This window comes from Mycolicibacter hiberniae (assembly GCF_010729485.1).
Classification (GTDB): Bacteria; Actinomycetota; Actinomycetes; order Mycobacteriales; family Mycobacteriaceae; genus Mycobacterium; species Mycobacterium hiberniae.
On the sequence record NZ_AP022609.1, the window covers coordinates 3,198,485 to 3,212,481 of the forward strand.

General features: G+C 67.4%; 15 protein-coding genes and 1 pseudogene. 7 read left to right on the forward strand and 9 right to left on the reverse strand.

What is annotated here, in order from left to right; all coding sequences use genetic code 11:
* The first annotated feature begins 4 nt into the window (after positions 1 to 4).
* Positions 5 to 415: a nuclear transport factor 2 family protein gene (locus G6N14_RS15195; protein WP_085126723.1), complete on the forward strand. Its 411-nt coding sequence runs from the start codon at positions 5 to 7 to the stop codon at positions 413 to 415.
* Positions 416 to 514: 99 nt separating this feature from the next.
* On the opposite strand, the pseudogene G6N14_RS15200 reads toward G6N14_RS15195, so the two are convergent.
* Positions 515 to 651 (reverse strand): annotated as a pseudogene (locus G6N14_RS15200) (gamma carbonic anhydrase family protein); the annotation flags it as partial.
* 173 nt (positions 652 to 824) lie between these two features.
* Between G6N14_RS15200 and G6N14_RS15205 the strand changes: the two are divergent.
* Positions 825 to 1,988: a 3-ketosteroid-9-alpha-monooxygenase, oxygenase component gene (locus tag G6N14_RS15205; RefSeq protein ID WP_085136303.1), complete on the forward strand. Its 1,164-nt coding sequence runs from the start codon at positions 825 to 827 to the stop codon at positions 1,986 to 1,988.
* 10 nt (positions 1,989 to 1,998) lie between these two features.
* Positions 1,999 to 2,460 carry a hypothetical protein gene (locus tag G6N14_RS15210; protein WP_046320120.1) on the forward strand — a complete coding sequence of 154 codons (462 nt, stop codon included), beginning with the start codon at positions 1,999 to 2,001 and terminating at the stop codon, positions 2,458 to 2,460.
* Between the two features lie 90 nt (positions 2,461 to 2,550).
* Here the strand turns inward: G6N14_RS15210 and G6N14_RS15215 are convergent, their stop codons facing one another.
* Genes G6N14_RS15215 through G6N14_RS15225 form a run of 3 tightly spaced genes read right to left on the reverse strand, consistent with a single transcriptional unit; the run spans position 2,551 to position 5,608 of the window.
* Positions 2,551 to 3,696, reverse strand: coding sequence for a sulfotransferase family protein (locus G6N14_RS15215; protein WP_085136302.1), 1,146 nt, complete (start codon positions 3,694 to 3,696; stop codon positions 2,551 to 2,553).
* Positions 3,696 to 4,478 carry an SDR family oxidoreductase gene (locus tag G6N14_RS15220; RefSeq protein WP_109559862.1) on the reverse strand — a complete coding sequence of 261 codons (783 nt, stop codon included), beginning with the start codon at positions 4,476 to 4,478 and terminating at the stop codon, positions 3,696 to 3,698. Before G6N14_RS15220 ends, G6N14_RS15215 begins: the two co-directional genes overlap by 1 nt.
* A 2-nt stretch (positions 4,479 to 4,480) precedes the next feature.
* On the reverse strand, positions 4,481 to 5,608 hold the full coding sequence (locus G6N14_RS15225) for a hypothetical protein (protein ID WP_085136300.1): 1,128 nt from the start codon (positions 5,606 to 5,608) through the stop codon (positions 4,481 to 4,483).
* A 97-nt stretch (positions 5,609 to 5,705) separates the two neighbouring features.
* On the opposite strand from G6N14_RS15225, the gene G6N14_RS15230 reads away from it, so the two are divergent.
* From G6N14_RS15230 to G6N14_RS15245, 4 genes are read left to right on the forward strand one after another with little or no spacing between them, the layout of a single operon-like run.
* Positions 5,706 to 6,656, forward strand: a complete 951-nt coding sequence (locus tag G6N14_RS15230; RefSeq protein ID WP_085136299.1) for an IclR family transcriptional regulator — start codon at positions 5,706 to 5,708, stop codon at positions 6,654 to 6,656.
* Positions 6,653 to 7,123: a nuclear transport factor 2 family protein gene (locus tag G6N14_RS15235; protein WP_085136298.1), complete on the forward strand. Its 471-nt coding sequence runs from the start codon at positions 6,653 to 6,655 to the stop codon at positions 7,121 to 7,123. Before G6N14_RS15230 ends, G6N14_RS15235 begins: the two co-directional genes overlap by 4 nt.
* Positions 7,120 to 8,058 carry a TIGR03619 family F420-dependent LLM class oxidoreductase gene (locus G6N14_RS15240; protein WP_085136297.1) on the forward strand — a complete coding sequence of 313 codons (939 nt, stop codon included), beginning with the start codon at positions 7,120 to 7,122 and terminating at the stop codon, positions 8,056 to 8,058. The genes G6N14_RS15235 and G6N14_RS15240 overlap by 4 nt, the downstream gene beginning before the upstream one ends.
* Before the next feature lie 10 nt (positions 8,059 to 8,068).
* Positions 8,069 to 8,788, forward strand: a complete 720-nt coding sequence (locus G6N14_RS15245) for an EthD domain-containing protein (protein ID WP_085136296.1) — start codon at positions 8,069 to 8,071, stop codon at positions 8,786 to 8,788.
* On the opposite strand, the gene G6N14_RS15250 is transcribed toward G6N14_RS15245, so the two are convergent.
* The 5 genes from G6N14_RS15250 to G6N14_RS15270 are packed head-to-tail and all read right to left on the reverse strand — an operon-like array spanning position 8,763 to position 13,904.
* Positions 8,763 to 9,026 (reverse strand): heme-binding protein, encoded by a 264-nt coding sequence (locus tag G6N14_RS15250; protein WP_085136295.1) that lies wholly within the window; start codon positions 9,024 to 9,026, stop codon positions 8,763 to 8,765. The two genes, G6N14_RS15245 and G6N14_RS15250, sit on opposite strands and share 26 nt — an antisense overlap.
* Positions 9,027 to 9,046: 20 nt before the next feature.
* Entirely contained in the window at positions 9,047 to 11,128 is a 2,082-nt protein-coding gene (locus tag G6N14_RS15255) for a RecQ family ATP-dependent DNA helicase (protein ID WP_085136294.1), read from the reverse strand.
* A 7-nt stretch (positions 11,129 to 11,135) separates the two neighbouring features.
* A complete protein-coding gene (gene dmpG / locus G6N14_RS15260; RefSeq protein WP_163787145.1) occupies positions 11,136 to 12,164 on the reverse strand; it encodes a 4-hydroxy-2-oxovalerate aldolase in 1,029 nt (342 codons plus the stop codon).
* Positions 12,157 to 13,098 (reverse strand): acetaldehyde dehydrogenase (acetylating), encoded by a 942-nt coding sequence (locus G6N14_RS15265; protein WP_085134862.1) that lies wholly within the window; start codon positions 13,096 to 13,098, stop codon positions 12,157 to 12,159. The genes dmpG and G6N14_RS15265 overlap by 8 nt, the downstream gene beginning before the upstream one ends.
* Positions 13,099 to 13,118: 20 nt before the next feature.
* Positions 13,119 to 13,904, reverse strand: a complete 786-nt coding sequence (locus G6N14_RS15270) for a 2-keto-4-pentenoate hydratase (protein ID WP_085135620.1) — start codon at positions 13,902 to 13,904, stop codon at positions 13,119 to 13,121.
* Between the last annotated feature and the right edge of the window lie 93 nt (positions 13,905 to 13,997).

A 13,997-nucleotide genomic window follows, 5' to 3' on the forward strand; every position in this document is an offset into this window, starting at 1 on the left:
CGGCATGAACGCAGATCACCCCGCCCACGTTGCAGGTAAGCGCTCCCGGGACGCGGTCGTGGCTCGCGACAAAGAGGCCTGGCTGGCGAACTTCGCCGAGGACGCGATCGTGCAGGACCCGATCGGGCCGTCGCACTTCGACCCGGAGGGCAAAGGTCACCGGGGCCGCGACGAGATCTCCGCGTTCTGGGACAAGGCGATCGCCAGCACCGACAAGATCGAATTCAACTTCTCCGACACCTTCCAGTGCGGCGACGAGGAAGCCAACACCGGAAACATCACGATCACCATGGGCGGGCACCAGATCGTCACCGAGGGCGTGTTCACCTACCGCGCCAACGACAAGGGTGAACTGGTCGCCCTGCGCGCCTACTGGGAACTGGACCGCGCGGCCAAGACCGCCAAACCCGTCTAGCCAGCCGGTTAAGCCGGCGCCAATACGCGCGCCGAGCGTGTAATCAGACCGACTTCCTGGCGATTTTTCGGTCTGATTACACGCTCGGCGAAACCTGCATCATTCGCCTAGTTCGACCGGCGCCAGACCTTCGCGGTAGCGCTGCGCCAGATCCGGTAATACGGCGGGTTCGCGTTGATCCACAGCTCGGCGCCGGTGCCCTCGATGGGGCCTTTGACGACGGCCGGCGAACCGGTGGGCGCGACGAAGGCCGTGGGGTCGATCTTCGGTGCGCGACCGTTGAACCAGAACAGCTGCATCGTTCAGATATTCCAGGGACCAAAGACCCCGACCCAGCAGGGTTTATTGCGCAATCGGCGGTAAAAACTGTAACGTGTTCTAGTTAGAAGCACAGGGTTGGAGGCAACAGGTGAGCACTGACAGCGCCGAAGTAGGCGTCCGCCACATCGACACCGGCACACTGCCGGATCGCTACGCCCGGGGCTGGCACTGCCTGGGCCCGGTGAAGGACTTCCGGGACGGCAAACCACACTCCATCCATTCGTTCGGCGCCAAGCTGGTGGTGTTCGCCGACTCGCAGGGCGAGCTGCACGTGCTCGACGCCTACTGCCGCCACATGGGCGGCGACTTGAGTCGCGGCGAGGTCAAGGGCGATGAGATCGCCTGCCCGTTCCACGATTGGCGCTGGGGCGGTGACGGCCGCTGCAAGCTGGTGCCCTACTCCAAGCGGACGCCGCGGATGGCGCGCACCCAGGCCTTCCCCACCGACGTGCGCGGCGGCCTGCTGTTCATCTACCACGACCCGGAGGGCAACCCGCCGCCGGACGAGGTGCGGATCCCGGAGATCCCGGAATGGTCCAGCGGTGAGTGGACCGACTGGCGCTGGAACTCGATGGTGATCGACTCCAACTGCCGCGACATCATCGACAACGTCGTGGATTTCGCACACTTCTTCTACATCCACTACGGCCTGCCCACCTCCTTCAAGAACGTCTTCGAGGGCCACGTCGCCTCGCAGTACCTGCACAATGTCGGGCGTTCCGATGTGCCCGGTCTGGGTACCAGCTACGGCGGTTCGGAATTGGACTCCGAGGCGTCGTACTTCGGCCCGTCGTTCATGATCAACTGGCTGCACAACAGCTACGGCGGTTTCAAGGCCGAGTCGATCCTGATCAACTGCCACTACCCGATCAGCCAGGACCAGTTCCGGCTGATGTGGGGTGTGATCGTGCAGAAGCCCAAGGGCTTGGACGACGCGACCACCGAGAAGATCGCCGACGCCATGACCGACGGTGTCAGCAAGGGCTTCCTGCAGGATGTCGAGATCTGGACGCACAAGAGCCGGATCGAGAATCCGCTGCTGGTCGAGGAGGACGGGGCGGTCTACCAGCTGCGCCGGTGGTACTCGCAGTTCTACGTCGACGCCGCTGACGTCACCCCGGAGATGACCGATCGCTTCGAGATCGAGATCGACGCCACGGTGGCCAACGAGAAGTGGAACGCCGAGGTGGCCGAGAATCTGCGCGTGCAGGCCGAGCAGGCGAAGGACGCAGAAACCGTCAAGGCAGAGTAGGCCCGACGCCATGGCCCGCGAGGTTCCCGACGCCGGCGAGCTGGCCCGGTCCATGCTGATGTTCTACGGCCCGCACGACGACCATGACGGGCACGGCGACTCGCCCGACGACGACGGCCCCGATACCCGGTATTCGCGACACCCGGTGGACCCACAACGCTACGCGGCGATTCGTGCTGCGACGCAACGCGATACCGACCGCTACCTGCATTCGGGCCTGATGCCGGTGCAGTGCCGGCACTGCACGGCCACGGTCGAGGTCAAGAAGCTGGGCCCCGGACACACCTCGGTGCAATGGGATTCGGCGGCGGTCAAGCAGTGCGCCCACTTCGCCGCCGAACGCGAGGCCGGCCACAGCAGCGGCCGAAGCCGCGGCTGCCCGAAGCTGGCGAAGAGCATCGCGCACGCGATCGCCGAGGGTGCACTGGAGGAGTTCTCCAGCGCTCCCCCGCCCGGCGACGGGATCGACTAGCTCAGTTCACCCCGCGAGCAGACGCAAAATCGCACCCAACGCGATGGTTGAGTGCGATTTTGCGTCTGCTCGCGCCCAGGTATCAGCGCGTCACAGTCCGGCGAAGCGCTCCCGGACCTGCTCGGGGGTCAGTCCGTAGTCGGCCAGCGAGTACTCGTGTTTGGGTGCCCGCGGACCGGTCTTGCTGGCGGCGTAGTCGTCGGCCATGGCCTGGCGGGCGTCATCGGAGAGCTCGATACCGAAACGCTCGTAGATGCTCGCCGCGGTGGCCAGCGGATCGGCGACGAAATCCCGGTAGTCGATGTCGCAGAACTGGGCCTGGTCATAGTTGGCGCGTTGAGCGTTGAACAACTCCAGCCCGCGCGCCCAGGTCTCCATCTCGTCGGCGCCGATCTGCGCGCCGACGAACGTGTTGGACTGGCCTTCGGTGGTGTGCTGGGCCAGCGAGCACATCGACGCCAGGATGGTCTCGGGCGGGCGGTGGCACTGCACGATCAGCGCGTCGGGGTAGACCGTCATGATCGCGTCCAGCGCGAACAGGTGACTGGGGTTCTTGAGCACCCACCGCTTGTCCTGGTCGTTGAGCCCGATCAGTTGCAGGTTGCGGCGGTGTCGCCGGTACGCCGGAGTCCAGTCCTGCTGGGAAAGCCAGCGCGAGTACGTCGGCAGGTGCGCCAGCGTCTCGTAGGACACCGAGTGCAGGGACTGGCGTAGCAACTGCCAGCACTCCTCGAGGCCGTCGGCAGTCATGTAATGCAGCCCGGTGTACTCGGGGTTCTCCTCGTGGTGGCGGGCGAACTGCGACTGCATCTGGGCGAAGACCGGGTTGCTGTCCCAGGTTTCGCGTGGCGGACGCGGCTGGGGGAACTCGGCGAGCCACATCTGTAGGCCCTGGTTGGCCGGGTCGGCACCCAGCAGGCGGTGCAGCGCGGTGGTCCCGGTGCGGGGCAGTCCGGTGACGAAGATCGGCCGCTGGATGTCGACCTGGGCGTACTCGGGATGCTGATTCCAGCCCGCCTGCGAGAGCAACCGCGCCACCAGCGCACCGCGCAGGAAGAACCGGTTCATCTTGCTGCCCAGCTCGGTGAGATCGGCCTCGGCGCGGTAGGACTCCAGCAGTACCGCGAGCGCTTCCCGGTAGTTGTCGTCGTCGGGGCCGAAGTCGTCCAGGCCCACCATCTTGGTGGCCGAGGCGTGCAGATCCTCGACGGTTCCGACGTTGGTTCGCGTCGTCATCAGTTGTGGTACTCCCCGCAGTTGACGTCGAGGACCTGGCCGGTGATGCCGCTGGCCAGATCGCTGGACAGGAACAGCACCGCCGAGGCGACCTCGTCCTCGGTGGGCAGCCGCTTCAGATCGGAGCTCGCTGCCGTGGCGGCGTAGATCTGCTCGACGGTGGTGCCGTACTTGCCGGCCTGATGGGCGAAGTAGCCCTGCAGCGTGTCACCCCAGATATATCCGGGCGCAACGGAGTTCACCCGGATGCCCTGCTCTCCGAGTTCGGAGGCCAGCGACTGCGACATCGCCAGCAGCGCGGCCTTGGCCATTTTGTAGGCGCCGTACTTGGGCTGCGAATGCCTGATCACCATCGAGTTCAGGTTGACGATGGCGCCGTCGGCGGCGGCCAGGGCGGGCGTGAGGCCCTGCGTCAGCCGCAGCGCACCGAGGCAGCTGAGCTCGATGGCATCACGGATGTGCGAAAAAGTGGTCTGCGCCAGCGGCTTCATCGACGGCACCCGGAAGGCGTTGTTGATCAGCACGTCGATGTGGTCGAACTCCGCAGTGGCCGCCTGCACCAACTGTGCCACCTGGTCGTCGTCGGTGATGTCGGTCGGCACCGCCAGCGCCCGGCGCCCGGCGGCCCGAACCTGCTGCGCCACCTCCTCGAGGCGATCGGCACTGCGCGCGACCAGCACCAGGTCGGCACCTTCGGCTGCGAACCGGTGCGCCAAAGTGGTGCCGAGCCCCGGCCCGACTCCGCTGATGACAACGACTTTGTCGGTCAGCATTCCGGTCATCTTCACCCCAGCATCCTGTTGGCGATTTGGCGCTGCCGCTGCGCGATACGTGCGCGCCAGCCGTCCTGCGAAATCTTGTTGTGGTCGTAGAAGGGCAGTGCGGCCTCGACGCCGTCGACGTCGATGAGATCCACGGTTGGACCGTCGGCCTCGGTCAGTGTTCGCGACACCCGCTGCCAGCGGAACTGCAGGAAGCCGCGCCGGTGCCCACACGTCTCGACCCAGTTGGTGATCCCGGGGTCGGTGTCGGAGACCACGATCCGGATCTTGCCGTCCGGATCGGCTTGTGCCTGAGTTCCGTTCAGCGATGTCTGGTGATTGATGTAGTCCAGCGAGATGTACCACAGGCTGCCCAGCTGGAAGCCCAGGTACGGCGCATCCGAGACCGGCAGGGTGATCAGCAGCGCCTGGCCGGGCTCAAGCTCGTAATGCCCGGCCGAGGAGTACTGGGTGGCCAGGCCGCCCGGCGTGAGGCGCGGTGCCACCATGGTGTTGACCGGCAGGTTGAGGTAGAACCACTGCGGAAAGGCCAGCCAGGTCTTGACCCGGTTGATCAGTTGCTTTCCGGCTGCGGCATAACGCTTCTCGATCAGTTGGCGGGTCGGCGGCGGCGGGGCGGTGCCCTCGGTGTCAGTGCGGGAGATCGACAGCGTGCCGCGCCGGGCGTCCCAGTCGTTGTAGACCTCGCGGATCACCAGCTGGGCCGGGGTCTTCGGCTGGAAGCGCCAGCTGAAGCTGCCGTCGGGGGCGATGTCGAGCTCGCGGTCGTCGAAGGCCGCCTCGCTGGCCGGGACGTGGGCGTCGGTGTATTCGCCACCGAGCAGCTGGAAGCTCAGGTCGGTGGTGGTTCCGCGAGTGCCGCGCACCACGTAGTCGTTGCCGGGGCGCACCACTGTGCCGAAGTAGAGCGTGTCGGGGTTGTCCAGACCCATCTTGGTGAACGGCCCGGTGCCCGACAGCAGGAACGGGTGGTCGCGCTCGCCGTTGAAGGCGGCGTGCACGCAGGCCTCGATGCCGCCGGCGAGGTATTGCAGGCCTTCGAGCAGGTCGGCCTCGGTCTCGATGTGCGGGGCGGCGGCGACCAGCTTCTCCGCCTCGGCGATCGCGGCCGACAGGGGTTCGGAGTACATCGCTGCAGCACCTCTCAAATCGCCAGCCTGGTCCATAATTGTACCGATATGGTAGATATCTCGAACCGACTGTAAACGGTCGCGGTAGCATGCTGCAATGGCTGCGGCTGAACAGGAGGCGTTGCAACCCCCGGCACCCCGACGAGCCGTGCGCGCGTCGCCCCCCACCGAACGGGTAGTGACAATCCTCCAATTCCTGGCCGGCCATCCAGACCAGAGCTTCGGACTCTCCGAACTCGCCCGCCGCACCGGACTGGCCAAGCCGACGTGCCTGGGCATCGCCAACGCCCTGGCCGACGCGGGTTACCTCAGGCGCGACGATTCCGAGAAGGCATACCGGCTCGGGCCGGGACTGATCTCGTTGGGCCGCGCCGCCCAGCAGTCGCTGCGGGTGGGTCCCGAGGCACGCGAACTCCTGCGCCGGCTGTCCGCGGAGTTCGCCACCTCCGCCGCGCTGAGCGCGGTGGTCGACGACCGGATCACCGTGCTCGAACTTGCCGCGGCTCCCAACGCACATCCGGGGGTTCAGCCCGGCCAGAGCTATCCGTTCGCCCCGCCGGTCGGGTTGATGTTCGTGCTCTGGGACGACCACGCCCTGCGCGAGTGGCTCTCCCGGGCGCCCACCGTCCCGTTGCGATCGGAGAGCGAGCGTCTGCAACGCGTCATCGACGAGTGCCGCGCCGACGGGTATCTGGTCGAGCGGCTGACGCCGGGCGGTCAACGGCTGTACGCGTTGATGGCGGGCCTGCCCAGCGACCTGCCCGGCGAACTGCGTGCCCTGCTCGGCGAACTCGTCTCCGATATCGGCGAACGGGTGTACCTGCGCAGCGAAGCCGGCGGCCGGGGCCGGCACGACATCAGCGTGCTCTCGGCGCCGGTCTACGATCATCATCAGCGCCAGGCGATGGTGCTGTCGCTGCACGCGAGGCAGGCGCTGACCGACTCGGAGATCACCAAGTGGGCCCGGGGGCTGCTCCGGACCGCCGACGCGCTCACCGCCCAACTCGGCGGCAGCAAGCCCGCGCCGCTGTCAGGCACGGCGCCATGACGTTACCGGCCGCCGAGCGGCTCGCACTGTCCGAACTCGTGCACCGCTACGCCGGGTACGTCGACGCGCGGCGATTCGACGAACTTGCCCAACTGTTCACCGCCGACGCCGAACTCGTCCTGCCCGACCCGCCGGATCGGCTGGAGCCGTGTGTGCACCACCACGGCCACGCCGGCGTGCGAGGGGCGATGTCGGGCCTGGCCGGTGTCACCCGGACTCAGCACGGCGTCGTCGGCGAGTTCTACACCGGCGCCGACACTGAGAACGCCGGCGGCGACGTCGCGTTCGGCGAGATCACCGGGATTGCGCATCATTGGATGAAACGGGGCGCCACGTTCACCGATTACGTCTGGTACCTGCGCTACCGCGACACCTATCACCGTGTCGGGCCGGGCTGGCGGATCGCCCGGCGCGCGCTGACCATCGACGCCATCGAATCCCGGCCGGCTGATCAGGTGCGGTCATGACACCTGCCCGCCCACCTCAGATCTCTTTGCAGCTGCGGACTTTCACCGACGACGCCGATCACGACTGGGCCAACACCCTGGCACTCGGCCGGGCGATGGACGCCGCCGGCGTTGATCGCGTCGTGGTCTCCGACCATGTTGTGTTCGGCGAGAATCCCCAGGCCTACGCCGACCCCCGGCTTGGCGGGATCGCCGGCGGACGCCAGCCGACCGGGCCGGACGGCCAGTGGCTGGACCCCCTGATCGTGCTGACCGCGCTGGCCGCGACCACCACCCGCATCCGGCTGGGCACCGCGGTGTTGCTGGCGGCGCTGCGCCGGCCCGCGGTGCTGGCCAAGGAACTGGCCACGCTGGACGTGCTGTCACAGGGGCGGCTGGATCTCGGGGTCGGTGTCGGCTGGCAGCGCGAGGAATACCAGGCCGCCGGCTTGTCCTTCGAGCGCCGTGGGCGCCTGCTGGACCACACCCTGGAGGTGTGCCAGGCGCTGTGGACCCAGCAGCGCAGCAGCTACGCCTCCCCGGAGCTTACTTTCGCCAACATTCATCAGATGCCCAAACCGCTGGCGCCCGGAGGCATTCCGATCTGGGTGAGCGGGACCGTCAACGACGCGGTAGCGCGCCGGCTGGCCCGGTTCGGGTCGGGCTGGATCCCCTGGGGCCCTGCCATGCGCGACCCGGCCGGCGCCATCGCCGCGATGAAGGACCGCATCACCGCTTTCGGCGGCGACCCGGGCCGCCTGCAGGTACTGGGTCACGCAACCACCGTCAAACGCCCGGACGGCTCCCTCGACACCGGCGCGACCGCGGCCTGCGCCCCGGCGCTGGTGGCCGCGGGGGTCACCGATGTGCGCGTCACATGCTCGTTGCCCGCCGACCCCGAGCGGGCCACCGATCTGCTCACCGAACTCGTCGCGGCATTCCGCGCCGCAACCTAAGGAGACGCCGATGGAAAAGGTCATGATCGTCGCGCGGACAGCCGATTTCAACGAACAGTGGTGCCAACGGCTGCGGGGCCCGGTCGCGGCGACGTTGCTGGACCTGGGGCTGCCGGGCGTGGTGGTCAACGTGCGCGATGCGCCGGTGCGCGACTCCATGATGACCCTGACGACGCTGGACCCGCCGGCGGCGGCCGTCATCAGCCTGTGGACGCAGCAGTGCTACGGGGAACAGACCCGCAGCGCCATTGCGGCGATTGCCGCCGAATCCGATTCCGCGGCAGCGTATCTGGTCACCGAATCGGTTCCTATGCCGCCGCCGGATCCCGGCGGAGGCCGCCGCACCCGCGGCCTGGCCAACGTTGCGTTGCTACGCCGGCCTGCCGAGCTGGACGAGGCGACCTGGCTGCATCGCTGGCACATCGACCACACCCAGGTGGCGATAGACACCCAGGCGACATTCGGCTACACCCAGAACACGGTGGTCCGCCCGCTCACCGAGGATGCGCCGCGCATCGACGCGATCGTCGAAGAGCTGTTCCCCGAGGAGGCGGTGTCGGACCCGTACGCGTTCTACGGCGCGTCCGATGAAGCCGACTTGGGCGACCGGGTCAAGAAGATGGTGGACAGCGTCTCTCGCTTCGGTGCTCACCGCGACATCGACACGGTGCCCACCAGCCGCTATGTGTTCCGGTCGCCGTTCGTCACACACACTGCTGGGACAGCGTGATCAACGCCTGGCGCACGTTGGGGTGGCGTTCCAGATAGGCGAGCGTCGGATTCGGGGCACCGGGATCCTCTTGTCTTCCCCGTTCATCCAGCTCGGCCCTGACATCAGGATGACGGTTCAGGTATGCGTCGATGGATTCGCCCACTGTTTGATCGCAGGGTTCGGCGTTGGCCACCGGTGTCAGGACCCCCGTCGCGCTCAGCAGGCCGACCGCAATCGCTCGAGTAATACCGCTCATCTTTCGACGGTACCCGCGTCCTAGTTCACGCTGGCCAGGGCGAACGGCAAGACCTGCGGCGCTCCGGCCGCGCGCACCACGCGGGCCGCCATGGTCAGCGTCCAGCCGGTGTCGGTCACGTCGTCGATCAACAGCACCGGACCGACGCCGGCGGGAAGCGGCGCCGGCGGCTGCCAGCACCCCTGCAGCGCGGCGACCCGGTAAGCCGAATTGGCCGCCGCCGTCGCGCGCCGGCCGGGCGCATACCGCAGGGTGTCCAGGCGCACCAGGCGACCGAGCTCGGCCAGCCGGTCGGCGAGCGAACCGATCAGCACCGGGTGGGTCGTCGAATCCAGTGCCATCACCGCGGTGGGCCGTTGCTGCCACTCCCAGCCGGCCAACACGTTCACAGCCGCGCGCACCACGTCGTCGGGAACCTCGCGGTCCGGCTCGTCGAGCAGGCGACGCAGCCGCACGCCCCACCCCAAGTCGGTGAGCCGGCCGATCACCCGGCCGGGTTGCGGTCCGTCGGTGATCCGGCCCGACAAGTCCACCCCGAGCTGCGCCAGTCCCGACGGCCACTGCCGCCGCGGCGTGATCTCCACTCCGGGGCGCATCAACCGTTCACGGGTGGCGGCGGCGGCGGTGGCGTCCACTTCGCCGTCAAACCGCGGCCCGGCGCAGTTGTCGCAGCGCCCGCAACGCTCCCCCGCCTGCAGCTGCGGGTCGTTCAGTTGGGCACGCAGGAAACTCATGCGGCAGTCGCCCGTGGCCTGGTAGTCCAGCATCGCCTGCTGCTCTGCCCGGCGCAGTTCCTCGAGCTTGCGGTAGCGCTGCTCGTCGTAGGTCCACTGCGCGCCGGTGCCCAGCCAGCCACCCTTGACTCGGCGCACTGCGCCGTCGACATCGAGGACCTTGAGCACCATCTCCAACCGCGACCGGTTCAGGTCGACCCGCGCTTCCAGCGCCGGGGTCGAGAGCGGCTGATCGGGCGACAGTTCACCGATCACCTTGCGCACCAAGGACTCCGCGGGGAAGGCCAGCGACGCGAAATAGTGCCAGATGTCTTGGTCCTCGGTGCCGGGCAACAGGATCACCTCGGCGCTGGCGGTGGCGCGCCCGGCACGACCGACCTGCTGGTAGTAGGCGATCGGCGAGGACGGTGCACCCAGGTGGACCACGAAACCCAGGTCGGGCTTGTCGAATCCCATGCCCAGCGCCGAGGTGGCGATCAGCGCTTTGACCCGGTTGGCCAGCAGATCGGCCTCGAGCTGCTCGCGATCGGCCGAGTCGGTCGAGCCGGTGTAGGCGGCCACCGCGAACCCCTGAGCGCGCAGGTCGGCGGCCACGTCGTGGGCTTGGGCCACAGTGAGCGTGTAGACGATCCCGGATCCGGGCAGCTTCTCCAGGTGAGCGCCGATCCAGGCGGCGCGCTGCGCCGGTCCACCGGCGGTCACCACCGACATCCGAAGCGACTCGCGGTCCAGGCCGCCACGCAGCACCAGCGTGTCGCTGCCGCCAACCCCGAGCTGGCCCGCGACGTCGGCGACCACCCGGTCGTTGGCGGTCGCCGTGGTCGCCAGCACCGGGATGTCGGCGCCGAGCTCGGCGATCAGCGTGCGGATACGCCGGTAGTCCGGCCGGAAGTCGTGGCCCCAGTCCGACACGCAGTGCGCCTCGTCGACCACGACCAGCCCGGCCTTAGCGGCCAGCGCCGGTAACACTTCATCGCGGAAGTCCGGATTGTTGAGCCGCTCCGGGCTGACCAGCAACACGTCGAGATCACCGGCGGCCACCCGGCGTTGCACGTCTGCCCATTCGGTGACGTTCGAGGAGTTGATGGTGGCCGCATGCACACCGGCACGCTCCGCTGCCGCGACCTGGTTGCGCATCAGCGCCAGCAATGGCGACACGATCACCGTCGGACCGTGGCCGCTGGCCCGCAACAGCTTCGCGGCGATGAAATACACCGCCGACTTGCCCCAGCCGGTTCGCTGCACCACCAGCGCGCGGCGGCGAGCCACCACCAGCGCCTCAATCGCGATCCACTGGTCGTCGCGCAGCCGCGCCTGCGGTCCGGCCAGCTGTTCCAGAATCGCCTGGGCCTGCGGCCGTGTCGTCATGCCGCGATTATTTCGCGGCCCGCTCCCGCTGGATCTCCAGGGCGATGTCGATGAGCTGGTCCTCCTGGCCACCGATCAGCTTGCGCTGCCCGGCCCGGTGCAGCAGCTCATGCGCCGGCACGCCGTAACGCTCACCTTGACGCACCGCGTGCTTGAGGAAGCTGGAGTACACCCCGGAGTAGCCCATGATCAGTGCGTTGCGGTCCAGCACGCACTCGGCCGGCATCGCCGGGCGCACCACTTCCTCTGCGGCATCAGCGATGTCGAAGAAATCGATTCCGGTCTTGATCCCGACCTTGTCGAACACCCCGATCAACGCCTCCACCGGGGCGTTACCCGCGCCCGCACCGAAGCGGCGCACCGAGCCGTCGATCTGCTTGGCGCCGGCACGCACCGCCTCCAGCGAGTTGGCAACGCCCAGCCCCAGGTTCTCGTGGCCATGGAAACCCACCTGGGCGTCATCACCGAGCTCGGCGACCAACGCGGCCACCCGATCGCGAACACCCTCCATCACCAGCGCACCGGCCGAATCCACCACGTACACGCACTGGCAGCCGGCGTCAGCCATGATGCGGGCCTGGGCGGCCAGCTTCTCCGGGGAGACGGTGTGAGCCATCATCAAAAACCCGACGGTCTCCAGACCCAGCTCCCGAGCCAGGCCGAAATGCTGAATGGAGACATCGGCCTCGGTGCAGTGGGTAGCGATCCGGCAGATCTGTCCGCCGTTGCCCTGCGCCTGCTTCATGTCTTCCTTGGTGGCCACGCCGGGCAGCATCAGGAAGGCGATCTTGGCGTCCTTGGCGGTCTGCGCCGCGAGCTTGATCAGCTCCTGGTCGGGCGTCTTGGAGAACCCGTAATTGAAGCTCGATCCGCCCAGGCCGTCACCGTGGGTCACCTCGATGACCGGCACCCCGGCGGCGTCGATCGCCGCCACGATCGCCGCGACCTCCGCAGGCGTGAACTGGTGACGCTTGTGGTGCGAACCGTCGCGCAGCGAGGTGTCGGTGATCCGCACATCAAAAATGTGATCAGACATAGCGATTACGCTCCTCCAGCCTTGCTGCCGCCATCTCACGGGCGATCTCTTCGCCGACCTTGGTCGCAGCGGCGGTCATGATGTCCAAGTTGCCCGCATACGGCGGCAGATAATCGCCGGCGCCCTCGACCTCGACGAACGTGGTCACCACCGCACGCCCACCGGAGTTCAGCGACGGCTCATCGAACTGCGGCTCGTTGAGCAACCGGTAACCGGGCACATAGGTCTGCACCTGAGCCACCACATCCTTGATCGACGCGGTGATCGCGTCGCGGTCGGCGTCCTCGGGGATCTGGCAGAAGATCGTGTCGCGCATGATCATCGGCGGGTCGGCCGGGTTCAAGATGATGATCGCCTTGCCGCGCTGCGCACCACCGATGGTCTCCACCCCACGCGAGGTGGTCTTGGTGAACTCATCGATGTTGGCCCGGGTCCCCGGCCCAGCCGACACGCTCGCGACACTGGCCACGATCTCCGCATAGGGCACGGTGCCGCCCTGCTCTTTGACCGCACGCGTGACGGCATACACGATCGGAATGGTGGCCTGACCACCGCAGGTGATCATGTTGACGTTCGGCGCATCGACATGCTCATGCAGATTCGCCGGCGGGATCACCGCCGGACCCACCGCCGCCGGCGTCAAGTCGATGGCCCGGATACCGGCGGCCTCATACTTGGGCGCATACGCCTTATGCACGTAAGCACTGGTGGCCTCGAACACGAAGTCCGGCTTCTCATCGAGGGCCAACAGCCAGTCCGCCCCCTGCGCCGAGGTCTCCAGGCCGAGCTTGCGCGCCCGCGCCAAACCCTCAGACTCGGGGTCGATGCCGATCATCCAACGCGGCTCCAGCCACTGCGAACGCAGCAACTTGTACAACAGGTCGGTACTGATATTGCCCGACCCGACGATCGCAACTGAGGCCTTAGCAGCCATGAAAGCTCCTCTATTCGAATCTATTCGAAAACCAGCCGGACCGAACCCAGCCCGGCGAAATCGGCGACGCAGTCGTCGCCGGCATGGACGTCGATGGCCCGGGTAGCGGTGCCGGGCAACACGATGTCGCCAGCCTTGAGCCGCACTCCGAAGCTTTCCACCTTGCGAGCCAGCCAGGCCACCGCGGTGACCGGGTTACCCAGCACCGCGTCGCTACGGCCTTCGGCGACCACCTCGCCGTTCTTGGTCAGGGAGGCGTCGATGCTCTTGATGTCGATATCGCCCGGCTTGACCCGCTGCTTGCCCAGGACGAAGCCCGCCGATGAGGCGTTGTCGGCGATGGTGTCGCACAGCTTGATCTTCCAGTCGCTGATCCGGCTGTCGATCAGCTCGATCGCCGGGGCGAAGGCCTCGGTGGCCGCCAGCACATCCTCTTCGGTGCAGTCCGCGCCCGGCAGATCCTTGGCCAGGATGAACGCGACCTCCACCTCGACCCGGGGATAGAGATAGTTCGACGCCTTGACCGGCTTGTCCTCGAACACCTGCATCTCGCTGAGCAGGTGTCCGTAGTCCGGTTCGTCGACACCCATCATCTGCTGCATCGCTTCGCTGGACAGGCCGACCTTGTGTCCCACGACGCGCGCGCCCTCGGCGATCCGCTGGCGAATGTTGATCAGCTGAATCTCGTAGGCGTCGACGACGTCGATCTCGGGCTGAGCCGCAGTCAACGGGGAGATCGGAACCCGACTGCGCTCCGCCTGCGCCAACTCGGCAGCGAGCTCCTCACGGATCTGGGCGCTGAGCATGATGGTCCCCTCGGGTGGTGGTGAGCGGGTGAAACGGGCCGTTCAGCGGCAATTCTAGGACGTGTTCTAATTTTTCGTTCTGTCGGTCCGGGC